Consider the following 23,081-nt stretch of genomic DNA (forward strand, 5'->3'; position numbering starts at 1 on the left):
GTGGCAGGATGGAAATTATGCGTTGGTTGACTGCCGGTGAATCCCATGGCCCGGCTCTGATGGGAATTATTGAAGGCGTCCCCGCCGGTGTTGAAATCACCGGCGGCCACATCGCAGACTCCCTGGCCCGCCGCCGGCTTGGCTACGGACGCGGCGCCCGGATGAAGTTCGAACAGGACGTGGTCACTATCCTTGGCGGCGTCCGCCACGGCCTGACCCAGGGCGGTCCCGTCGCCATCCAGGTGGCGAACACCGAATGGCCCAAGTGGGAGCAGATCATGTCCGCCGACCCCGTGGACCCCGAACTCCTCGCCGACCAGGCACGCAACGCACCCCTGACACGCCCCCGCCCGGGCCATGCCGATTTCACGGGCATGCAGAAATACGGCTTCGATGAGGCCCGTCCCGTGCTGGAGCGTGCAAGCGCCCGCGAAACCGCCACCCGCGTGGCGCTGGGCACGGTGGCCGCGCAGTTCCTCAAGCACCTCGGCATCGAACTTGTCAGCCACACCGTGTCCATTGCCAGCGTGACGGTGCCCGAAGGCCGCCCGCTGCCCGTGCCCGGCGACGTTATTGCCCTGGACACAGACCCCTTGCGCTGCTTCGACCGCGAAACCTCCGACGCCATGGTGGCCGAGGTGGACGCTGCGCACAAGGAAGGCGAAACCCTGGGCGGCGTCGTGGAGGTCCTGGCATACGGACTCCCGCCCGGACTGGGCAGCTACGTGCACTGGGACCGCCGGCTCGACGCCAGGCTGGCCGCGGCACTCATGGGCATCCAGGCCATCAAGGGCGTGGAGGTCGGTGACGGCTTCCTGACCGCTGCCCGCCGCGGCTCCGCCGCCCACGACGAAATCATCCGCGACGGCGACGGCCGGATTGTCCGCGCCAGCAACCGTGCCGGCGGCATCGAAGGCGGCATGAGCATCGGTGATGTCCTCCGCGTCCGCGCAGCCATGAAGCCCATCGCCACGGTTCCGCGCGCCCTGCGGACCATCGACGTCAGCACCGGCGAACCGGCCAAGGCACACCACCAGCGTTCGGACGTTTGTGCAGTACCGGCCGCCGGAGTGGTGGCCGAGGCAATGGTGGCCCTGGTCCTCGCCGAGGCCGTCATCGAAAAGTTCGGCGGTGACTCAGTGGCGGAAACCGCGCGCAACATCAAGGGTTACCTGGACAACATCCCGGCATCCCTGGACTCGATCGGCCAGTAGTGCTCCACCGCAGCAGTCCCGCACCCCTCGGCGGCCGGCCGATAGTGCTCATCGGTCCCATGGCGGTGGGCAAATCGGCCATCGGCCAGCAGCTTGCCCAGCAGCTGGGGGCCCGGTTCATTGACACCGACGCGGTCATCGTCGCCGGCCACGGCTCCATCGCCGATATCTTCGCGGGCCGCGGCGAGCACGCGTTCCGGGAGATCGAAGCCCGCACCGTCGCTGACGCCGTGGAGGAAGCCGAAGGGACCCTGACCGTCATTTCGCTGGGCGGCGGTGCGGTGCTCGACTCGGGCACGCAGCAGCTGATCAGCCGCTGCACGGTTGTCTACCTGGAGTGCGACGCCGATACCGTGGCGGACAGGATCGCCCGGAACTCCGGCCGCCCGCTCCTCGCCGGCGACGCCATGGGCCGCTGGACAGCAATGTTCGCCACCCGCAGGCCGGTCTACGAGAGGCTGGCCGACATCACCCTGGACGTCCGCCACGGCTCGGTACCCGAGCTTGGCGGCCGGCTGGAAGCAGCACTGCGGAACCACGCAGCTGCCAAACAGGAAGTTGAAAAGTGAACACGCAATCAACAGTCATCAACGTCACCGGCGAAGGTGCCGGCAACAACTACGGCGTCGTCGTCGGGCGCGGCCTGCTTGGTGACCTTCCCGGGCTGCTCGGAGAGCGGGTCCGCCGGGTCCTGGTGATCCACCCCCGCGCCCTGCGCCTCACCGGTGACACCGTCCGCGACGAACTCGCAGCCGCCGGCTTCACGTCCCTCACCGCCGAAATCCCGGACGCTGAAGAAGGCAAGCACATCCAGGTGGCCGCCTTCTGCTGGCAGGTCCTTGGCCAGAACGATTTCACCCGTTCGGATGCAATTGTCGCCTTGGGCGGGGGAGCAGTGACCGATCTCGCAGGCTTCGTCGCCGCCACCTGGCTGCGCGGAGTCAAGGTCATCCACATGCCCACCAGCCTGCTGGGCATGGTGGACGCCTCCGTGGGCGGCAAGACCGGCATCAACACCGCCGAAGGAAAGAACCTCGTAGGCTCCTTCCACCCGCCCGCCGCCGTCCTGGCGGACCTGGACACCCTGGACACCCTGCCGAAGAACGAGATCATTTCAGGCCTGGCCGAGGTCATAAAGTGCGGTTTCATCGCCGATCCCGCCATCCTTGACCTGGTGGAAAAGGACCCCGCCGCAGTGGTGGACCCCCGCTCCGACGCGCTCCGCGAGCTGATCGAGCGGGCCATCGCCGTCAAAGCCAAGGTGGTCTCCGAGGACCTGAAAGAGTCCGGGCTGCGGGAAATCCTGAACTACGGCCACACCCTGGGCCACGCCATCGAACTGGTGGAACGCTACTCCTGGCGGCACGGGGCCGCGGTCTCCGTGGGCATGATGTTCGCCGCGGAACTTGCCCGCAGCGTCGGGCGGCTCAGCGATACCGACGCCGACCGGCACCGGAGCATCCTGGACGGGCTTGGGCTTCCGGTCACCTACCGGCGGGACCGGTGGCAGGGCCTGCTGGACGGGATGCGCCGCGACAAGAAGTCCCGTGGCGACCTGCTGCGCTTTGTTGTCCTGGACGGCATCGCCAAGCCGGGAATCCTCGACGTCCCGGACACGTCGCTGCTGTTTGCGGCCTACCAGGAAATTGCTTCCTGATGAAGGGCGACATGAGCGGCACCGGCGACTGGCCCGAGGCAGGGTTCCCGGGTATCCGGATCAACCCGGACACCCTGCGGCCGCAGATCGTGAACGAGGACGCTGTCCGCGACGCCCTGGCCGCCTCCACCGATCCCGCAGACCCGATTTTCGTGCTGCTGGTTGAGGGCCACGCGTCCGACGCCGCCGAACTGCTGGCCGAAGCCCGCTTCAAGGACCCGGAATCGTTCCGGCTGCGCGTGTTCGAGGCCGAGGTGCTGAGCGTCTCCCACCGGATGGACCGTGCCATCGAACTGTTCCGCCAGCTTGTGGCTGAGGTGCATGGCACCTCCCGTGAAGCGCTGGCCCTGCAATACCTGGGACGGACGCAGTATGCGGCCGGGCACACGTCCGCGGCCGTTGAATCCTTCTCCAAGGCACTTGACCTGCGGGTGGCGCAGTCCGCCGATGCCGCCCAGATCTACTCCTCCACGGTGGCCCTGCAGCGCGCCCGGGACGTCCTGGACCTGGCCTGCTGATCCGGAGCCGGGTGGCCGCGGAAAGGCTGCCGGGGATTTACCGGTAGAATGGTTGTGGAATTTTTGCATCCACGCGATTTTTGACAAACACGTGCAGGCGGGCCGTTGTGGCGTGCCCGCCCGGCATACAGCATCTGACCACGCGGCCAGACAAAGAAACCAGAGGAAACCAGTGGCAACCACTAACGACATTAAGAACGGAACGGTCCTGAAGCTCGAGGGCCAGCTCTGGAACGTCATCGAATTCCAGCACGTCAAGCCCGGCAAGGGCGGCGCCTTTGTCCGGACCAAGATGCGCAACGTGATGTCCGGCAAGGTTGTTGACAAGACGTTCAACGCCGGGCTCAAGATCGAAACGGCAACCGTTGACCGCCGCGATTACCAGTACCTGTACCAGGACGGCGCAGACTTCGTCTTCATGGACACCTCGGACTACGACCAGATCACCGTGTCCGGCGCCACGGTTGGTGACGCCACCAACTTCATGCTCGAGAACCAGATGGTCAACATCGCCATCCACGACGGCAACCCCCTCTACATCGAACTGCCGCCGAGCGTTGTCCTGGAAATCACCTACACGGAGCCGGGCCTGCAGGGCGACCGCTCCTCCGCAGGCACCAAGCCCGCCACCCTGGAGACCGGTTACGAAATCCAGGTCCCGCTCTTCATCGAGAACAACACCAAGGTCAAGGTGGACACCCGCGACGGCAGCTACCTGGGCCGGGTTTCTGAGTAGTGAGCGCCCGCGGTAAAGCCCGCAGCAGGGCACTGGATGTTCTTTTCGAAGCGGAGCAGCGCTCTGTTTCGGCGTTCGACGTGCTTCGCGCACGCCGGGAAAAGACCGACCAGGTGGTCAACCCCTACACCTTGGAAATTGTCGAAGGGGTAGTGTCCCAGCAGGCCGCCATCGATGAGTTCCTGGAGACGTACTCGCAGGGCTGGACCCTGGAGCGCATGCCGTCCGTGGACCGCATCATCCTGCGCATCGGCACCTGGGAGCTCCTGTACAACGACGACGTCCCCGATGGCGTGGCGGTCAGCGAGGCTGTTGCGCTGGCCAAGACACTGTCAACGGACGAGTCTCCGCAGTTCATCAATGGCCTTTTGGGCCGGCTGCAGCAGCTGAAGCCTTCGCTGCTCGCCTAGCCTCCCCGCAGGACACGCGAAAGGGCCCCGCCACAGGCGGGGCCCTTTCGCGTTCCCACGGGTGCAGGTTCAGCCGGCCACGGCCGCGCGCAGGGCGAGGATCCGCTGCAGCTGCTGCCGCTCCTCGGCCTGGTGGAGCGGCACGTCCCGCCCGCTGAGGATGCGCTGCCGGGTATTGGCAAGCTGGGTGGCGGCTTTCATGAACTGCTTCATCTGCGGCTTCCGGCCGGAGTTCGCGGCCCAGGCAAGGGCAGTGCGCCGGCCGCCCAACGTGGCCAGCAACTGGACCTCGGCCGGGGTGAACCAGCCCGCCGCCGAGTACTCCATCAGCCGCTGGCGCGTCAGCCTCTTTTCGGCCACCCGCAGGAAGATGATGCCGCCCACGGCCAGGACGAAGATCGGCACCTGGACCACGATGTAGTCCAGCAGGAAGCCCTGGCCCATGCTGTTCCACCTGTTGTGCAGGAACATGGCCGGCAGCAGGCCCACGAAGAAGGCGCCAATGGACGCGCCGGTGTGCCAGCGCCGTGCGGCGAAGCCCATGACAAGTCCGGTGGTGCCGGTGAAGATGGCATGCGCGAACGGGGACATGACTCCGCGGAGGAAGAAGACCTGCGCGAAGTCACTGGCCGGTGACGCCGACTCCGCGATGGCCCGGCCGAAATAGAGGATGTTCTCGGTGAACGCGAACCCGCCGGCGATGGTGAAGGCAAACACCACGCCGTCCACGGGGCCGTCGAAATGCCGCCGCGCCGCGAGCAGGAGGATCAGCAGGCCAAGGGACTTGGCGAATTCCTCCACGATGGGCGCCTGCACCGTTGCCATATAGGTCTGCAGGTCAGGCTGGTCGGTGAACTGGAATGCGATGACGAAAAACGGCTGGATCAGCAGGGTGACGGCCACGGACACCGCCGCGCCCCACGTAAAGGCGAAGAACAGCAGGCGTTTCGGCTCCGGCTCCCACCTGTCGATGATGTGGACCGCGGTCAGGACCACAGCCAGCGGAACCAGGGATGCCAGGAAACCGATCAGGAATCCGGCGGCGCCCGTGTTGGATAAAAGGAACGGCACCACCAGGAACAGGCTCAGGAAAGCGAGCACGCCGCCGGCAACCGACAACCCCACCAGGCCGCCACGGGCCCGCGTCGCATGCAGCACCGTCCCCTGGGCCTGGGCCGGCACCATCACGGCCAGCGGCTGGCCCTGGTGGCCCGGGGCAGCCCTGTAGTGTTCCGGCTGCACATGGCCCATCCAGCTGGGGTTGGCCTGCTGGGGCAGGGGACGGTAGCCGGCGCGGTAGTGGTCGTCGGGGAGGCCGGAAGGAGGCTGCTGCGGGTACGTCGGCATACCCGAAAGCCTAAGCGGGTGCTGCCGGACCACAAAGGACCCGGCCTCCAGGGCCGCTGGAATGTGATCAGCGCCGCGTTGTCCGGGCACCGGCCCGGCAGGGACCGTGTGGTAATTTTGAACAGCAAACATTCCTTTTTTAATTCCGTCCTGTGAGGCGGGGAAAGGGGAGACGAGCGTTGACATCTGTCACCAGCGCACCGGTTCCAGCCAGGGTTGTCCTCAGCCAGGCGGACATTGACCGGGCCCTCACTCGTATCGCCCACGAGATCCTCGAAGCCAACAAGGGATCCCGGGACCTGGTCCTGTTGGGCATTCCCCGCCGCGGTTACCCGCTGGCTGTCCGGCTGGCCGAAAAGATCGCCGCCGCGGACAACACCGTTGACGCCGCTGCCATTGTGGGCCAGCTGGACGTCACCATGTTCCGTGACGACCTCTCCCACCAAGGGACCCGGCCGCCGTACCCCACCAGGCTGCCCCGCACCGGCATCGACAACAAAGTCGTGGTGCTGATCGACGACGTCCTGTACTCGGGCCGCACCATCCGCGCCGCCCTTGACGCCCTCGTCGACCTCGGCCGCCCCCGTATTGTCCGGCTCGCGGTCCTGATTGACCGGGGCCACCGCGAACTTCCCATCCGCGCAGACCATGTAGGCAAGAACCTGCCCACCTCCTCCGCCGAGAAGGTCCGGGTCCGGCTGGAGGAAACGGACACGTCCGACGCCGGAGCGCCCGTCAACGAAGTCGTGATTGAGGGCGGCGCATGAAACACCTCCTGTCCACCGGGGACCTCAGCCTTTCGAACGCCATCCGCATCCTGGACACCGCCGAGGAAATGTCGGCCGTGGGGGAGCGGGAAGTGAAAAAGCTTCCGGCATTGCGCGGCCGCACGGTCGTCAACCTCTTCTTCGAGGACTCCACCCGCACCCGCATCTCCTTCGAAGCCGCGGCCAAGCGGCTGTCGGCGGACGTCATCAACTTCGCCGCCAAGGGATCGTCCGTTTCCAAGGGCGAGTCCCTCAAGGACACTGCCCAGACCCTGTCCGCCATGGGGGCGGACGCCGTCGTCATCAGGCACTGGGCTTCCGGCGCGCCGCACCGGCTGGCTGCCACCGACTGGATCGACGCCGCCGTCATCAACGCCGGCGACGGCACCCATGAGCACCCCACCCAGGCCCTCCTCGATGCCTTCACCATGCGCCGGCACTGGGCCCGCCTGGCCGGGACCGATTCCCAGGGTACGGACCTCAAAGGCATGCGGGTCGCCATCGCAGGCGATGTCCTGCACTCCCGCGTGGCGCGTTCGAACGTGTGGCTGCTCCGTACCCTTGGCGCGGAGGTCACACTGGTGGCGCCCCCCACCCTGCTGCCGGTCGGCGTCGACAAATGGCCCTGCAGCGTCAGCTACGACCTGGACCAAACCCTCGCAAACGGCGTTGACGCCGTCATGATGCTCCGGGTCCAGGGCGAACGCATGAATGCATCGTTCTTCCCGAGCACCCGAGAATACTCGCGCCGCTGGGGCTTCGACGACAACCGGCTCCGGGCCCTCGATGACCTCGGCATGACGGACACCATCATCATGCACCCGGGCCCCATGAACCGTGGCCTGGAGATCAGCGCAGCCGCCGCGGATTCACCCCGCTCCACCGTCCTTGCCCAGGTCCGCAATGGCGTGTCCGTGCGGATGGCCGCACTGTACCTGCTGCTCTCCGGGGACACCCGGGAACCAGCCGCAACCCGGGCGCCGGCCTACGCCGCCGCCCTGTCCACCAAGGAGAGCAACTGATGGCAGGCAACACCGGAACGTACCTCATCCAGGGCGCCGCCATCCTGGGCGGCGACCCCACGGACCTGCTGGTCCGCGACGGCATCATCGCCGAGATCGGCCACGTGCTCTCCGCTGACGGTGCCACCGTCATCGACGCCGCCGGCCTGGTGGCCCTGCCCGGCATGGTTGACGTCCACACGCACCTCCGCGAACCCGGCCGTGAAGATGCCGAAACCGTGGAAACCGGAACGCGTGCCGCGGCGCTGGGCGGTTACACCGCGGTCCACGCGATGGCCAACAGCACGCCCGTCGCCGACACCGCGGGCGTCGTGGAACAGGTCTACACGCTGGGCCGCGCCGCCGGATGGGTGGACGTGCGCCCGGTGGGCGCCGTCACCGTTGGCCTGGCGGGGGAGCAGCTGGCTGAACTGGGCGCCATGGCCGATTCCCGCGCCCGGGTGCGCATGTTCTCCGACGACGGCATCTGCGTCCACGACCCCGTGCTGATGCGCCGCGCGCTGGAATACGTCAAAGCGTTCGACGGCGTGGTGGCCCAGCACGCGCAGGAACCCCGCCTGACCGCCGGGGCCCAGATGAACGAGGGCGACGTCTCCGCCGTCCTCGGCCTCACCGGCTGGCCAGCCGTCGCCGAGGAAAGCATCATCGCCCGCGATGTCCTCCTTGCCCAGCACGTCGGTTCCCGCCTGCACGTGTGCCACGTGTCCACGGCAGGCTCGGTGGAAATCATCCGCTGGGCCAAGGAACGCGGCATCGACGTCACGGCTGAGGTCACCCCGCACCACCTGCTGCTGACCGACGACCTGGTCCGCAGCTACGACCCCGTCTTCAAGGTCAACCCGCCGCTGCGCACCGACGCCGACGTCCAGGCATTGCGCGCAGGCCTGGCAGACGGCACGATCGACGTTGTGGGTACCGACCACGCACCGCATCCCAGCGAGCACAAAGAATGCGAGTGGGCGCAGGCCGCCATGGGCATGACCGGACTGGAAACGGCCCTGTCCGTCGTCCAGCACGCCATGATCGAGACCGGCCTGATGACGTGGGCGGACTTCGCACGGGTCACCTCCACCGCGGCTGCGAAGATCGGCCGGTTGAGCGACCAGGGCAGGCCCATCGAAGCCGGGGAACCCGCCAACCTCATCCTGGTGGATCCGGCCGCGCGCTGGACGGTGGACCCGTTCCAGATGGCCACCATGGGCCGCAACTCGCCCTTCAAGGACAGGGAGCTTCCGGGCAAGGTGGTGGCAACCTTCTTCAGGGGGCACGCCACCGTCCTCGACGGCGCGCTCAACACGCCCCACCCGGATGCCGCCGCAACCCCTGCAGGCGCTGCCTGATGGACAAGATCCTTCCCGGCCTTGCCATGCTGGCGGTGGTCGCCGTCGTGTTTGTCCTCCTCGCAGTGGGGTGGCGCAACCGCCTGAAGCGCCAGTCCGACGTCGGACAACTGCCCCAGGTGCCCGCCGCGCCGGGCCAGCCCACCGCCGCTGCCGAGGGGCAGTACGTGGCCACCACAACGGCCGGTGACTGGCTTGACCGGATCGCCGTGCACGGGCTCGGCATCCGCACCAACGCCACCCTCGAGGTCTACCCGCACGGCGTCCTCTATGAGCGATCCGGTGCCCCTGCCCTGTACATCCCCGCCGCCTCCCTCACGGAAGTCCGGCAGGACAGCGGCATGGCCGGGAAGTTCGTGGAAAAGGACGGCCTCCTGGTGCTCGGATGGACGCACGGCACGCATGACCTGGACACCGGCTTCCGAACCCGCCGCGCCGCGGACAAGGACGTGCTGTACCAGGCCCTTCAGGATTTGATTTCGTCAGCCCCCGCGGCTGGTGCCACCAGTGGAAAGTAAGACAGTGAAAGCGAATACATTGACAGCAACCACCTCCGCTCCTGTATCGGCCCCGGCTGCGCTGGTTCTCGAAGACGGACGCATCTTCCGCGGCACCAGCTACGGCGCCGCCGGCACCGCCCTGGGCGAGGCCGTCTTCGCGACCGGCATGACCGGCTACCAGGAAACCATCACCGATCCCTCGTACGCCCGCCAGCTGGTGGTGCAGACCGCCCCGCACATCGGCAACACCGGCGTGAATGATGACGACGCCGAGTCCCGGCGCATCTGGGTGGCCGGCTACATTGTCCGCGACGCAGCGCGCCGGCCCTCCAACTGGCGTTCCGAACGGTCGCTGGATGAGGAACTGGTGGCCCAGGGCATCGTCGGCATCCAGGGTGTGGACACCCGCGCCATCACCCGGCACCTGCGTGAGCACAAGACCATGCGCGCCGGCATCTTCTCCGGCGAGGCGGCGCAGGGCACCGACAAGGAGCTGCTCGACGCCGTCCTGGCCAGCGCCCCCATGGAGGGTTCGCGCCTGGCCGAGGAAGTCAGCGTCGACGAAGCCTACGTGGTGGAACCGAAGGACCACGGCTGGGAGGGCGAACCCCGCTTCAGCATCGCGGCGATCGACCTCGGCATCAAGGCCATGACCCCGGTACGGTTCGCCGAGCGCGGCGTCCGCGTCCACGTACTGCCTGCCACCGCCACCCTGGAGGACGTCAAGGCCGTCAACCCGGACGGCTTCTTCATGTCCAACGGTCCGGGCGACCCCGCCACTGCCGACGCCCAGGTGAAGCTCCTGCGCTCCGTCCTGGATGAGAAGCTGCCCTACTTCGGCATCTGCTTCGGCAACCAGATCCTGGGCCGTGCCCTGGGCTTCGGCACCTACAAGCTCCGCTACGGCCACCGCGGCATCAACCAGCCCGTGATGGACCGCCGCACCGGCAAGGTGGAAATAACCTCCCAGAACCACGGCTTCGCCGTGGACGCCCCGCTCGACGGCGCCACCCAGGCTCCGGAGGCACGCTACGGCCGGGTGGAAGTCAGCCACATCAGCCTGAACGACGACGTCGTGGAAGGCCTCGCCTGCCTGGACATCCCGGCTTTCTCCGTCCAGTACCACCCCGAGGCTGCTGCCGGCCCGCACGACGCTGCGTACCTTTTCGACCGGTTCATCGACCTCATGGGCGACGCCAAGAACGCCGACACCAAGACCGCCACCGACAACAAGACTGAGGACAAGAAGTAATGCCGAAACGTACAGACCTCAAAAGCGTCCTCGTCATTGGTTCCGGCCCGATCGTCATCGGCCAGGCCGCCGAGTTCGACTACTCCGGCACCCAGGCCCTGCGGGTCCTCAAGGAGGAAGGCCTCCGCGTCATCCTCGTGAACTCCAACCCGGCCACCATCATGACCGACCCCGAGTTCGCCGACGCCACCTACGTTGAGCCCATCACCCCCGAGGTGGTGGAGAAGATCATCGCCAAGGAACGCCCCGACGCCGTACTGCCCACCCTGGGCGGCCAGACCGCGCTGAACACCGCCATCGCCCTGGACAAGAACGGTGTACTGGAGAAGTACAACGTGGAGCTGATCGGCGCCAACATCGCCGCGATCGAGCTCGGCGAGGACCGCGAGAAGTTCAAGGGCGTCGTGGAGCGCTGCGGCGCCGAATCCGCCCGCAGCCACATCATCCACACCATGGACGAGGCCCTCACGGCGGCCGTAGACCTCGGCTACCCCATGGTGGTGCGCCCGTCCTTCACCATGGGCGGCCTGGGCTCCGGCCTGGCCTACAACGAGGATGACCTGCGCCGCATCGTCGGCCAGGGCCTGCAGTACAGCCCCACCAGCGAGGTCCTGCTCGAAGAGAGCATCCTGGGCTGGAAGGAATACGAGCTCGAAATGATGCGGGACAAGAACGACAACGTGGTTGTCGTCTGCTCCATCGAAAACTTCGACCCCGTGGGCGTGCACACTGGCGACTCCATCACCGTGGCCCCGGCACTGACCCTCACCGACCGCGAATACCAGAAGCTGCGCGACGTTGCCATCGCCGTCATCCGCGAGGTGGGTGTCGACACCGGCGGCTGCAACATCCAGTTCGCCATCGACCCGGCCACCGGCCGCGTGGTGGTCATCGAGATGAACCCGCGCGTATCCCGTTCTTCGGCACTGGCGTCAAAGGCCACCGGCTTCGCCATCGCCAAGATTGCCACCAAGCTATCGCTCGGCTACACCCTGGACGAGATCCCCAACGACATCACGCAGAAGACCCCTGCGTCCTTCGAACCCACTTTGGACTACGTGGTGGTCAAGGTCCCGCGGTTCGCCTTCGAGAAGTTCCCGGCGGCGGACAACACCCTCACCACCACCATGAAGTCCGTCGGCGAAGCCATGGCCATGGGCCGCAACTTCACCGAGGCCCTGCAGAAGGCCCTGCGCTCCCTGGAGCAGAAGGGCTCGCAGCTGGACTTCAGCAGCGTCCCGGAATGGGAAGTCGCCGAACTCATCGAGAAGGCGAAGCGCCCCACTACGGAGCGCCTCCACCAGGTCCAGCGCGCCCTCCTGGGCGGCGCCACCGTGGAACAGCTTTTCGAAGCCACCAAGATCGACCCCTGGTTCCTGGACCAGCTCCAGCTGCTCAATGAGATCTCCCACGAAATCCGCCAGGCCGGCGCCTTGACCGCCGACATGCTTAAGCGCGCCAAGCGCCACGGCTTCTCGGATGAGCAGATCGGTGCCCTGACCCACAACTCCGAGGCAGTGGTCCGCGGCGTCCGGCAGGCCCTGGGTATCCGCCCCGTCTACAAGACCGTGGACACCTGCGCCGCGGAGTTCGCCGCCTACACGCCGTACCACTACTCGGCCTACGACGAGGAGGACGAGGTCGCGCTGCACTCCAAGCCGTCCATCATCATCCTCGGCTCCGGCCCCAACCGCATCGGCCAGGGCATCGAGTTCGACTACTCCTGCGTCCACGCCTCCATGGCGCTGCGCAAGGCCGGCTACGAGACCGTCATGGTCAACTGCAACCCGGAAACCGTCTCCACCGACTACGACGTCTCCACCCGCCTGTACTTCGAGCCGCTGACGCTCGAGGACGTGCTGGAGGTCATCGCGGCCGAGGAACGCACCGGCGGCGTCATGGGCGTGTTCGTCCAGCTCGGCGGCCAGACCCCGCTGAAGCTCGCGCAGCAGCTCGCCGATGCCGGAGTGCCGATCCTGGGCACCTCACCGGAGGCCATCGACCTCGCCGAGCACCGCGGCGCGTTCTCCCGCGTCCTGGACAAGGCCGGCCTGGTGTCGCCCAAGAACGGCACCGCCGTCTCCTTCGAGGACGCCAAGAAGATCGCCGACGAGATCGGCTACCCCGTCCTGGTCCGCCCGTCCTACGTGCTGGGGGGCCGCGGCATGGAAATCGTCTACGACGAGCCCAACCTCTCCCGCTACATCGCCAACGCCACCGAGATCACCCCGGACCACCCGGTGCTGATCGACCGGTTCCTGGAGGACGCCGTCGAGATCGACGTCGACGCCCTCTACGACGGCACGGACATGTACCTGGGCGGCATCATGGAGCACATCGAGGAAGCCGGCATCCACTCCGGCGACTCCGCCTGCGTCCTGCCGCCCATCACGCTGGGCAGCAATGTCATCGAGCGCGTCCGCGTGGCCACCCGCGCCATCGCCGAGGGCGTGGGCGTGCGCGGGCTGATCAACATCCAGTTCGCGCTGGCCTCGGACGTGCTGTACGTCCTGGAAGCCAACCCCCGTGCCTCGCGCACCGTGCCGTTCGTGTCCAAGGCCACCGGCGTCCAGATGGCCAAGGCCGCTGCCCTCATCGGCACCGGCGTGACCATCAACCAGCTCCGCAGCGCCTACAAGATGCTGCCGGAAACCGGTGACGGCTCGACCCTGCCGCTCGACGCCCCCGTTGCCGTCAAGGAAGCAGTGCTGCCGTTCAGCCGGTTCCGCACCCTTGAAGGCAAGGTGGTGGACTCCCTGCTCGGCCCGGAAATGCGTTCCACCGGCGAAGTCATGGGCATCGACAAGCACTTCGACACCGCCTTCGCCAAGAGCCAGGCCGGCGCCAACAACGCCCTGCCCACCGAAGGCAAGGTGTTCGTCTCCGTGGCCAACCGCGACAAGCGTTCCGTGATCATGGGCGTCAAGCGGCTCTCCGACCTCGGCTTCGAGATCGTCTCCACCGGCGGGACCGCCGACGTCCTGCGCCGCAACGGCATCCAGGCCACCCCGGTGCGCAAGGTTGCCGAGGGCAGCAGCGCCGAGGGGGAGGGCACCATTGCCGACCTCATCGTGGCCGGCGAGATCGACATGGTCTTCAACACGCCCTCCGGCGGCGAAGCCCGCAGCGACGGCTACGAGCTCCGCGCCGCGGCAACGTCCATCGGCATTCCGTGCATCACCACGGTGGCCGAGTTCAACGCCGCCGTCCAGGCCATCGAAGCCATGCGCACCTACGAGTGGTCTGTCACCAGCCTGCAGGAGCACGCTGCAGCGCTGGCCGATTCGCAGAAGGCGGCCCTGCAGCATGCCTGAGCAGGCAGCCACTGCCGGCCGGGAGCCCTTTGGCTCCCGGCTCGGCGCGGCCATGGCCGCCCGTGGTCCCCTTTGCGTTGGCATTGATCCCCACCCGGCGCTGCTGAAGAGCTGGGGACTGGACGACGACGCCGCGGGGCTTCGGCGGTTCTCGCTGACGGTCCTGGAGGCAGTGGCTTCGCTCGCTGCCTCCGTGAAGCCCCAGGTGGCGCTTTACGAACGCCACGGTTCTGCCGGCATGGCGGTGCTGGAGGAGGTCCTGGCCACGGCCCGGGACGAATCGGTGCTCAGCATCGCGGACGCCAAGCGCGGCGACATCGGATCCACCATGGCCGCCTATGCGGACGCGTGGCTGCGCGACGAGTCTCCGCTCGCGGCGGACTCCGTCACGCTGAGCCCCTACCTCGGCTTCGAGTCCCTTCGCCCCGCGCTGGACCTCGCGGCGGAGACCGGGCGGGGCGTATTCGTGCTGGCACTGACGTCCAACCCCGAGGGCGCTTCCGTCCAGCACGTCGGCGGAAGGGATTCCGTGGCCCGCAGGATCACGGAGTCCGCGGCAGCGGAGAACTCCCGGTATCCCGGAAGCCTCGGTTCCGTTGGCCTGGTGGTCGGCGCTACGGTCGGCGGCGCCCTGGAAGACCTGGGACTGGACCTTGCTGCGGTCCGCGGCCCCATCCTGGCGCCTGGCCTCGGGGCCCAGGGGGCAACACCGGCTGACCTGCGGGCCACCTTCGGCGCTGCATACCCGCTGGTCCTGGGAACGTCCAGCCGCGACATCCTGTCGGCGGGACCGGAAACCCGGGGCCTGCGCGAGGCCGCGCTGCGGACGCTGGACGGACTGCGGGGCGAATAGGCCTGCAATTGTCCGGATGCATTGATTCAGGCTGCACCAGAGGGTAGTTTCAGGACAGGTCCAAGGGCGGCCGCCCTTGGATGAATCCGCCGACTTCGGGGGTGTCCGTGATGGTCCTGCGACCTCTATCTGCGTCTGAACGGGCCGACGCCCTGGGCAAGGCGGCAGCAGCCAGGGCAACCCGTGCCGCCGCCAAGGAAAGCCTCCGGAATGGCGACAGGTCGGCGGCGGACATCATCAGCTCCGCGCTGGAGGACGACGCCCTGGCCCGCATGCGGGTTTCTGAACTGCTCGAAGCGCTGCCCGGCATCGGAAAGGTGCGTGCCGCAGCCATCATGCAGCAGCTGGGGATCGCAGCGTCCCGCAGGGTCCGGGGCCTGGGCGTCCACCAGCGCCGGGCGCTGGTAGATTTTATAGACGAGCACTGAGGCAGGCGGCGCCTGCCCTTCCCCAACCGTGGCAAAAGGAATACGTGAGCAAGAAACCTGGACTGACAGTCCTCGCAGGTCCGACGGCTGTTGGCAAAGGCACCGTGTCCACCTATATCCGGGACAATTATCCGGAGGTTTGGCTTTCCGTCTCAGCCACCACCCGGGCGCCCCGGCCGGGCGAGGTGGACGGTGTCCACTACTTCTTCAAGAGCAAGGAGGAGTTCGAGCAGCTCATTGCCGAGGGTGAACTCCTGGAGTGGGCTGTTGTGCACGGCCAGAACACTTACGGCACGCTGAAGAGCACCGTGAATGCGGCCATCGCGGAAGGCCGGTCCGTGCTGCTGGAGATCGATCTGCAGGGTGCACGCCAGGTCAAGGCAGCCGTTCCGGACGCCCAGTTCGTCTTCCTGGCCCCGCCCACCTGGGACGAGATGGTGCGCCGGCTGGTGGGCCGTGGCACCGAAACTCCCGAAGAACAGCAGCGGCGCCTGGAAACCGCTAAACTGGAACTTGCTGCTGAACCGGAGTTCGACCATACCGTCATCAATGACGACGTCCGCCGGGCAGCGGACGAGCTTGTTTCACTCATGGGGCTGACACCGCATCCACACCTGCCGGAACCGTCAGCCCGCTAGGAATTTGGAGAATTCGTGTCCACGAACCTTGAAGGCATCATCAACCCGCCGATCGACGATCTGCTGAAGGTAGCTGATTCCAAGTACGGCCTGGTGATCTTCGGTGCTAAGCGCGCTCGTCAGATCAACGCTTATTACGCCCAGCTGCACGAGGGCCTGTTCGAATACGTCGGCCCCCTGGTCGACACCAAGTTGAACGAAAAGTCGCTCTCGATCGCACTGCGCGAGATCAACGAAGGCAAGCTGGTTTCCACGCCGATCGAAGCCGCAGAGTAATCCTGCCGCTGAACTGACTTGCTGTTGACGGAGGTCACGTGCGCATAGTCCTCGGAGTCGGGGGAGGGATTGCCGCCTATAAGGTGGCATCGCTCCTCCGGCTTTTTACTGAAGCCGGCCATGACGTCACCGTGATTCCCACGGAGGCGTCCACCCGCTTCATCGGCACCGCCACCTGGGAGGCGCTGTCCGGAAACCCGGTCAGCAACAGCGTTTTCGATGACGTGCACCTGGTCAACCATGTCCGCCTGGGCCATGAGGCAGACCTGGTGGTTGTGGCACCGGCCACGGCGGACCTCCTGGCAAAAGCTGCCACCGGCCAGGCAGGGGACCTGCTGACCAACACGCTGCTGATGGCGCACGGGCCCGTGCTGTTCGCACCCGCGATGCACACCGAAATGTGGCAGCACGCGGCAACCCGCGCCAACGTCGAAACGCTCCGCAGCCGCGGCGCCGCCGTCCTGGAGCCGGCCTCCGGCAGGTTGACCGGCGCAGACTCGGGCCCGGGCAGGCTCCCGGAACCGCAGGTGATCTTCGACGCAGCCATGGCGCTGGTCCAGGGACAGTCCGATTACCAGCTGCCGCTTGCGGGCCGCACCGTAACCATCAGCGCCGGCGGCACCCGCGAACCGCTGGACCCCGTACGATTCCTGGGCAACCGCTCTTCCGGCAAGCAGGGCGTGGCCCTGGCGGTCGCTGCCCGGAACGCCGGCGCCACCGTGCGGTTGCTGGCCGCCCACATGGACGTTGCGCCCCCGGCCGGGGTGGAGGTGGTCCGCGTGGAGACCGCCCTGCAGCTCCGGGAAGCTGCGCTGGACGCCGCTGCGGACTCCGACGTCGTCATTATGTCCGCCGCCGTGGCCGACTTCCGCCCGGCCGATGTCTCGGACACCAAGATCAAAAAGCGGGACGATACCGCAGATCCCATCATCACCCTTCTCCGCAACCCGGACATCCTGCAGGAGCTCGTGGAACAGCGCAATGCCGCTGCGTCGGCAGCCGGGCAACTCATCGTCGGCTTCGCCGCGGAAACCGGGGACAGCGAGGGCGACGTCCTGGAGTATGCGGAGGCAAAACTGCAGCGGAAGGGCTGCGACCTGCTGGTGGTCAACCACGTGGGGACGGACAAGGTCTTCGGGCAGGACTCGAACTCCGTGGTCATCCTCTCCCGCTCCGGCTCCGAACCACAGGAAGCGTCGGGAACCAAGACTGAGGTTGCCGAGGCCATCATTACCCGCATCAGCTTTGAACTGAACCGGGTTTCACCCCGGACCTGAGTGTTCCGCACCACGTTTGCTTCGCGGGAAGACATCTCCCGCAGGGCCGGCGTGCTCCAACCAGTAAGGTAGTTGAGTGACTTTACCGCTGCACCTTCCCCAGTCCCATGGGGCCACGCCCTCCGCGCTCCGGCTCTTCACGTCCGAGTCGGTCACCGAAGGCCACCCGGACAAGATCTGTGACCAGATCAGCGACGCCATTCTGGACGCGCTCCTGGCCGCCGACCCCGAATCCCGTGTTGCCGTGGAAACCATGGCGACCACCGGCCTGGTGCACGTGGCGGGCGAAGTCACCACCGACGCCTACGTCGAAATCCCGCAGATCGTCCGCGAGACCATCCTCGGCATCGGCTACGACTCTTCAGCCAACGGTTTTGACGGTGCCCGCTGCGGCGTGTCCGTATCCATCGGCCAACAGTCGAATGACATCGCCGGCGGCGTTTTCAACTCTCTGGAAGCCCGCGAAGGCCGCCAGGAAGACGATTATGACCTCCAGGGTGCGGGCGACCAGGGCCTGATGTTCGGGTACGCCAGCGACGAGACCCCTTCCTACATGCCCACGCCCATCTGGTTGGCCCACCGGCTCTCCGAACGCCTCACCGACGTCCGGAAGACGGGTCAACTGGCCTACCTCCGCCCGGATGGCAAGACCCAGGTCACCGTGGGCTACGACAAAGACGTTCCGGTATCCGTTGAAACCGTGGTGATCTCCAGCCAGCACGCCGAGGGTGCGAGCCTTGAGCAGCTGCGCGCCGACCTCGCCGCCATCGTCATTGAGCCGGTCCTCGCCGCCGCCAACCTGGACATTTCCCGCACCGCGAACATCCTCAACCCTGCGGGTGAGTTCGTTATCGGCGGCCCCGTGGGAGACGCCGGCCTCACCGGCCGCAAGATCATCGTCGACACGTACGGCGGCATGGCCCGCCACGGCGGCGGCGCCTTCTCCGGCAAGGACCCGTCCAAGGTGGACCGCTCCGCTGCATACGCCATGCGCTGGGTCGCCAAGAACGTGGTGGCCGCAGGACTGGCGAAGCGTGCCGAGATCCAGATCGCCTACGCCATCGGCCAGGCCCGGCCCGTGGGAACCTACGTGGAGACGTTCGGCACCGAGACCGTGGACCCGGCCCGCATCAGCGAAGCCATCGCGGAAATCTTCGATCTCCGTCCGAGGGCGATCATCGACGCCCTCGACCTGAAGCGGCCCATCTACGCCAAGACGGCTGCCCACGGGCACTTCGGCCGCGACGAACCCGACTTCACGTGGGAACGCCTTGACCGGGTGGATGATTTGAAGGCTTTCTTCAACGCCTAGCCGCGCTGCAGCTGCAGTCCCACGGCGCAGGCAGGAATCCCATTGGGGCAGGCTGGAAGCCCACTGTCAGTGCCCCGTGTTTTGCTGTCCCTGTCCAACCCGGCAGCTGAACGGAGGTAACCGCAGTGGTTGCTGACAGTTCCGTGCAGCCGTCCCTGCTGCAGGGCTTCCCGGCCCGCACCCTGCCCACTGGCGTTGCCGTGGCAGGGCACCTTCCCGTGGCCCGGGTCCTTGTTGAGTCTTCGCTGCCCCATCTGGACCGGCCTTTTGACTATGCGGTCCCGGCTGCGCTGGACCAGGCAGCCCAGCCAGGTGTCAGGGTCAAGGTCAAGTTCAACGGCCAGGACCTCAACGGATTCCTCCTTGAACGGGTCGCTGAGTCCGACGCCGGACACACCCTGGTGCCGCTGGCAAAAGTGGTGTCGCCGGTTCCGGTCCTCACGTCTGCCGTCAAGGACCTCGCTGCTGCCGTTGCTGCACGGTATGCCGGCACCGTCAGCGACGTCCTCCGCCTTGCGGTGCCGCCCCGGGTTGCCAGGCTGGAGAAGGACTACCCTGCGTCCCTGGACACCGGGGAAGCGGAAGGCGTCCCCGCTCTGCCAGGTGCCCCGGGTGTTTCATCGTGGGCACCGTACCGCACCGGCGCTGCCTTCCTCAGGCACCTGGCCGCAGGGGGCGCCCCCCGCGCCGTTATCAATCCGCTGCACGGGTACGGGCCCACCGGTTGGCCGGACCTGCTGGCGCAGGCCGCAGCTGCCGCTTATGCCTCAGGCCGGGGCGCGCTCCTGGTGGTGCCCGACTACCGGGACCTGGACCGCCTCGAGGATGCCCTGAAGGGCGTGGTGCCGGAGGAGGCCGTGGCCAGGCTAACGGCCGACGACGGTCCCACGCCGCGCTACCGGAACTTCCTGCGCCTGCTGGCCGGCCGGGCCAAAATTGCGATCGGAACGCGGTCGGCGGCCTTCGCCCCGGTGCAGGACCTGGGGCTGGTTGCCTGCTGGGACGACGGCGACGACCTCCACATCGAGCAGCGCGCACCGTATGCCCATGCCCGGGAGGTCCTGCTCCTGCGGGCAGAACAGGAGGGTACGTCCTGCCTCCTTGCCGGACACGCCCGCAGCACCGAAGTCCAGCGCCTGGTGGAGGCCGGCTGGGCCGTCCCCGTGGAGGCCGGGCGGTCCACTGTCCGTGCGTCGGTTCCGCGCGTCGTCAGCACTGCCGACAGCTTCGAGCAGGGCCGGGACCCGTTGGCCACCATCGCCCGCCTGCCGCATGCCGCGTGGCAGGCGGCCAAGGAGGGGCTGGAGCGTGGTCCCGTCCTGGTCCAGGTCGCCAGGGCGGGCTATGCACCTTCCCTTGTGTGTGAGACGTGCCGTGAACCCGCCCGGTGCGCGCACTGCCAGGGGCCCCTGGCTTTGGCCGGCACCTCCGTTTTGCCCCAATGCCGCTGGTGTTCCACCCCCGCCCCGGACTGGAAGTGCTCGCACTGCGGTGGCAGGCGGCTGCGAAAAGGGGCCACCGGCGTCCTGCGAACCGCCGAAGAGCTTGGCCGCGCGTTTCCCGGGACGACGGTCATCACGTCCTCGGGGGACCAGGTGAAGGCCACAGTGGGTGCCGGCAAGGCCCTGGTGGTGGCCACGGTGGGGGCCGAACCTGTGGCAAACGGCGGGTACGCTGCCGCGCTGCTGCTGGACGGCGATTCCCTGTTGCGCCGCGAAACCCTCCGCGCGGGCGAGGACACCGTGCGCCGCTGGTTCAACGCAGCCGCCCTGGTGCGTCCCGCCCCGGACAAAGGACTGGTGGTGGTGACGGCTACGGACACCGCTGCCACGGGGGCGCTGCTGCGGTGGGATCCGGCCGGCTACGCCCACCGTGAACTGTCCCTGCGGATGGAACTGCAGCTTCCACCGGCGGTGCGCATCGCATCGGTGACAGGGCCGCGGGCCGCCGTCGAACACTACACGGGTGCGGTGGAAGCGGACCTGGCTGGCTCGGGCATCGCGGTGCGTACGGCTGGCCCCGCGCCGCTGCTGCTCACCGCACCGCCCTCCGGCAGGCGCACGGCCGAGGACGTCCGGACCCTGTTGTTCTTCCCGTACGGCCAGGCTGCCGCCGTCGTCCGAGTCCTGCGGGTTACCCGGGCAGCCGTGGCTGCAAAGCGGACCTTGGACCCCGTGCAGCTGCGGCTCGATGGCGTGGACGTCCTCTAGGCCCGGCGCCTTTTCGCCACGACCTCATGCGCGGCATCCACCAGCTGGCGCGCCGACTCGTCCCAGCTGAACTCCGCCGCGCGCGCAATCGAACGCCGGGACATGTCCTGCCAGTGCACGTCGTCCTGGAGCTGACCCACAGCGTCCGCGAACTGCCCGGGGGACTCCGGATCCACGTACAGCGCGGCGTCCGCCCCGACTTCGCGGAAGATGGGAATGTCGCTGGCGATCACGGGCGTACCCACCGCCATCGCCTCCACCAGCGGAAGGCCGTACCCCTCCGCTTTGGACAGGCTCACCAGGGCAGTGGCCCGTCGCAGGAGCCCGTCATACTCTGCATCGGTCACACCGTTATGGAACATCACCGAGGCGCCCGCAGGCACGATGGCTTCGAGTTCAGCCCGGCGTTGCGGCGTGATCCGGCTGAGCAGGTGAAGGGTGTAGCCGGGCAGCCCGGCCATGCCGGCCACCATGGTTTCCACGTTCTTGTACGGCATGAACGACCCCATGTAGATGATCGTTTTGTCCGCGCCGGCGGCGGGGTCGCGGGGTTCCTGCGCCGGCTGCGGTGCGTTGGCGATGATGCGCACGGGCCTGCGCGTCAGCCGGTATTTGGCCATCAGCGCCGCCGTGGTCTGGCTGATCGTTGCCACGGTATCGGCCCGGTTGAGGAGCACGCGCTGGGGCCAGAAAGCCTTGTGGTAGAGGCGCCACAGCAGCCGGACCGGGGCCGGCAAGAACCCCGGGGGAGCGGGGTGCTCGTAATAGATGAGGTCGTGCAGGGTCAGGATCAGCCCGTATTTCCGGCCCCAGGTGCCCATGGTCTGCATGGGGCAGACCACCACGTCCGCTCCTGTGGCGTTGACTTGCCGGGCAACGAACAGTTCCAGCGGCGAGAGCGGGCTGCTGATGAGCGTGTAGGGAACGTCCGGCAGCAGGGCAAGCTGCCGCTCGTCGGACACCAGCATGGAGACGTCCGCGATCTTTGCCGTGGCAGTAATCAGGCTGGCTCCATAGCGGCTGATGCCGTCGTGGTGGTCGGTACGGGTGAACCGTGCATCAATGACGATCTTCACGCGGGATGGTCCTTCAGGAAGCTGCGGATGTAACGGGCGGCCGGCTCAGGCGTCTCGTAGTGGATCAGGTGCCCGACGCCGGGAATCACCTTCAGCTCCCCGTCGGGAAGCAGCTCCAGGAGGCGGTGCTGGTTGGGGAGGGTGGCGATTTCATCCTTTTCGCCGGCGACCAGCAGCACGGGCAGGTCCAGCTGGCCGGCCACCTCCGCCACATGGTTGCTGACGGAGGCGGTGAAGGACTCCAGAAGGCTGTCCCGGTCGGCAAAGGAACTGAAGTAGGCGTAGTGCTGGCCGTGGATGAAGGCCCGCAGCTCCCGGTCGCGGGTCTTGGCCATGGTCTCGCTCATGACCCGGACGATCAGCGGATTGCGCAGCAGAGCCAGTCCCGGGCCGCGGGGAAGCCGTGCCGCGAGCTGGTAGTACAGCACGGCCAGGCGGGTCATCACACCCTTCGGACCCTCCAAAGCCGGAGCTGCGATGGGGTTGATCAGGATCAGGGGACGCACGGCCTGCGGGTTGTTGGCCACGAAGTGCGACGCCACGATGGACCCGAACGAGTGTCCCAGCAGCACGGTGTCCGGCCCCAGGCCCTGGCTGGCCATGAAGCCGCTGATGAACTGTCCGTAGCGCTCCACGGAGTGGGGGCCCCGGGCAAATGCGTCAGAACTGCCGAAGCCCGGAAGGTCCGGCATGATGATGCGCATGTCCGGAAGCTGGTCGGCCACGCGAAGGAGTCCGTGGTGGTCGCCGCGGAATCCGTGGACCACCAGGATGGTGCGGGTTTCCGGGGTCTCCTCGACGGGCTCATAGGTCCAAAAAGCCACTGTGCTGCCGTCAATGCTCACGGTGGACGCGGAGGTGCGGGCGGCAAGGCCGGCACTCAGGTACGCAGGCGCAGGGGAAGGCCCCGGGTTCACGGTATCCATGGCGGAGG

At 67.3% G+C, this 23,081-nt stretch carries 22 protein-coding genes; 19 read left to right on the top strand and 3 right to left on the bottom strand.

The features are described from left to right. The first annotated feature begins 14 nt into the window (after positions 1-14). From aroC to nusB, 6 genes are all read left to right on the top strand, one after another. Complete coding sequence (aroC, locus tag BACI349Y_RS09625) at positions 15-1,214, top strand: chorismate synthase (protein ID WP_159635481.1); 1,200 nt, start codon at positions 15-17, stop codon at positions 1,212-1,214. Next, complete coding sequence (locus BACI349Y_RS09630) at positions 1,214-1,783, top strand: shikimate kinase (RefSeq protein WP_159631911.1); 570 nt, start codon at positions 1,214-1,216, stop codon at positions 1,781-1,783. Before aroC ends, BACI349Y_RS09630 begins: the two co-directional genes overlap by 1 nt. Next, positions 1,780-2,871: a 3-dehydroquinate synthase gene (gene aroB, locus BACI349Y_RS09635; protein WP_159631912.1), complete on the top strand. Its 1,092-nt coding sequence runs from the start codon at positions 1,780-1,782 to the stop codon at positions 2,869-2,871. The genes BACI349Y_RS09630 and aroB overlap by 4 nt, the downstream gene beginning before the upstream one ends. Beyond that, positions 2,871-3,389, top strand: coding sequence for a tetratricopeptide repeat protein (locus tag BACI349Y_RS09640; protein ID WP_159631913.1), 519 nt, complete (start codon positions 2,871-2,873; stop codon positions 3,387-3,389). The genes aroB and BACI349Y_RS09640 overlap by 1 nt, the downstream gene beginning before the upstream one ends. A gap of 172 nt (positions 3,390-3,561) precedes the next feature. Continuing rightward, the gene (efp, locus tag BACI349Y_RS09645) at positions 3,562-4,125 is read left to right on the top strand and encodes an elongation factor P (protein WP_141160347.1); all 564 of its coding nucleotides are present in this window, start codon (positions 3,562-3,564) and stop codon (positions 4,123-4,125) included. Further along, entirely contained in the window at positions 4,125-4,535 is a 411-nt protein-coding gene (gene nusB, locus BACI349Y_RS09650) for a transcription antitermination factor NusB (RefSeq protein ID WP_141160348.1), read from the top strand. The genes efp and nusB overlap by 1 nt, the downstream gene beginning before the upstream one ends. A 69-nt stretch (positions 4,536-4,604) precedes the next feature. Here nusB and BACI349Y_RS09655 read toward each other — a convergent pair whose 3' ends face one another. After that, positions 4,605-5,882: a PrsW family intramembrane metalloprotease gene (locus BACI349Y_RS09655; RefSeq protein ID WP_159631914.1), complete on the bottom strand. Its 1,278-nt coding sequence runs from the start codon at positions 5,880-5,882 to the stop codon at positions 4,605-4,607. 179 nt (positions 5,883-6,061) lie between these two features. Here BACI349Y_RS09655 and pyrR point away from each other — a divergent pair, with 179 nt between their 5' ends. From pyrR to BACI349Y_RS09720, 13 genes are all read left to right on the top strand, one after another. After that, positions 6,062-6,649: a bifunctional pyr operon transcriptional regulator/uracil phosphoribosyltransferase PyrR gene (gene pyrR / locus BACI349Y_RS09660; RefSeq protein ID WP_141160350.1), complete on the top strand. Its 588-nt coding sequence runs from the start codon at positions 6,062-6,064 to the stop codon at positions 6,647-6,649. After that, positions 6,646-7,671: an aspartate carbamoyltransferase catalytic subunit gene (locus BACI349Y_RS09665; protein ID WP_159631915.1), complete on the top strand. Its 1,026-nt coding sequence runs from the start codon at positions 6,646-6,648 to the stop codon at positions 7,669-7,671. The genes pyrR and BACI349Y_RS09665 overlap by 4 nt, the downstream gene beginning before the upstream one ends. Beyond that, a complete protein-coding gene (locus BACI349Y_RS09670) occupies positions 7,671-9,011 on the top strand; it encodes a dihydroorotase (protein WP_159631916.1) in 1,341 nt (446 codons plus the stop codon). The genes BACI349Y_RS09665 and BACI349Y_RS09670 overlap by 1 nt, the downstream gene beginning before the upstream one ends. Beyond that, complete coding sequence (locus BACI349Y_RS09675; RefSeq protein WP_159631917.1) at positions 9,011-9,529, top strand: PH-like domain-containing protein; 519 nt, start codon at positions 9,011-9,013, stop codon at positions 9,527-9,529. Before BACI349Y_RS09670 ends, BACI349Y_RS09675 begins: the two co-directional genes overlap by 1 nt. After that, positions 9,510-10,763 carry a glutamine-hydrolyzing carbamoyl-phosphate synthase small subunit gene (gene carA, locus BACI349Y_RS09680; protein WP_159631918.1) on the top strand — a complete coding sequence of 418 codons (1,254 nt, stop codon included), beginning with the start codon at positions 9,510-9,512 and terminating at the stop codon, positions 10,761-10,763. The genes BACI349Y_RS09675 and carA overlap by 20 nt, the downstream gene beginning before the upstream one ends. Then, positions 10,763-14,077 carry a carbamoyl-phosphate synthase large subunit gene (gene carB, locus BACI349Y_RS09685; RefSeq protein WP_159631919.1) on the top strand — a complete coding sequence of 1,105 codons (3,315 nt, stop codon included), beginning with the start codon at positions 10,763-10,765 and terminating at the stop codon, positions 14,075-14,077. Before carA ends, carB begins: the two co-directional genes overlap by 1 nt. After that, positions 14,070-14,930, top strand: coding sequence for an orotidine-5'-phosphate decarboxylase (gene pyrF, locus BACI349Y_RS09690; RefSeq protein WP_159631920.1), 861 nt, complete (start codon positions 14,070-14,072; stop codon positions 14,928-14,930). Before carB ends, pyrF begins: the two co-directional genes overlap by 8 nt. Before the next feature lie 110 nt (positions 14,931-15,040). Continuing rightward, entirely contained in the window at positions 15,041-15,358 is a 318-nt protein-coding gene (gene mihF / locus BACI349Y_RS09695; protein ID WP_201302514.1) for an integration host factor, actinobacterial type, read from the top strand. Positions 15,359-15,402: 44 nt separating this feature from the next. Beyond that, entirely contained in the window at positions 15,403-15,996 is a 594-nt protein-coding gene (gene gmk / locus BACI349Y_RS09700; RefSeq protein WP_159631921.1) for a guanylate kinase, read from the top strand. Between the two features lie 15 nt (positions 15,997-16,011). After that, positions 16,012-16,272: a DNA-directed RNA polymerase subunit omega gene (gene rpoZ, locus BACI349Y_RS09705; protein WP_026264487.1), complete on the top strand. Its 261-nt coding sequence runs from the start codon at positions 16,012-16,014 to the stop codon at positions 16,270-16,272. Between the two features lie 38 nt (positions 16,273-16,310). Then, on the top strand, positions 16,311-17,549 hold the full coding sequence (gene coaBC / locus BACI349Y_RS09710; protein ID WP_159631922.1) for a bifunctional phosphopantothenoylcysteine decarboxylase/phosphopantothenate--cysteine ligase CoaBC: 1,239 nt from the start codon (positions 16,311-16,313) through the stop codon (positions 17,547-17,549). Positions 17,550-17,625: 76 nt separating this feature from the next. Next, complete coding sequence (metK, locus tag BACI349Y_RS09715) at positions 17,626-18,861, top strand: methionine adenosyltransferase (protein ID WP_159631923.1); 1,236 nt, start codon at positions 17,626-17,628, stop codon at positions 18,859-18,861. Between the two features lie 125 nt (positions 18,862-18,986). After that, entirely contained in the window at positions 18,987-21,071 is a 2,085-nt protein-coding gene (locus BACI349Y_RS09720; protein ID WP_159631924.1) for a primosomal protein N', read from the top strand. Here the strand turns inward: BACI349Y_RS09720 and BACI349Y_RS09725 are convergent. Together BACI349Y_RS09725 and BACI349Y_RS09730 are read right to left on the bottom strand one after the other, a co-directional pair. Then, complete coding sequence (locus BACI349Y_RS09725) at positions 21,068-22,147, bottom strand: glycosyltransferase family 4 protein (RefSeq protein WP_159631925.1); 1,080 nt, start codon at positions 22,145-22,147, stop codon at positions 21,068-21,070. The two genes, BACI349Y_RS09720 and BACI349Y_RS09725, sit on opposite strands and share 4 nt — an antisense overlap. Beyond that, positions 22,144-23,073 carry an alpha/beta fold hydrolase gene (locus tag BACI349Y_RS09730; RefSeq protein WP_159631926.1) on the bottom strand — a complete coding sequence of 310 codons (930 nt, stop codon included), beginning with the start codon at positions 23,071-23,073 and terminating at the stop codon, positions 22,144-22,146. The genes BACI349Y_RS09725 and BACI349Y_RS09730 overlap by 4 nt, the downstream gene beginning before the upstream one ends. Between the last annotated feature and the right edge of the window lie 8 nt (positions 23,074-23,081).

The organism is Arthrobacter sp. 8AJ (assembly GCF_902506025.1).
GTDB lineage: Bacteria > Actinomycetota > Actinomycetes > Actinomycetales > Micrococcaceae > Arthrobacter.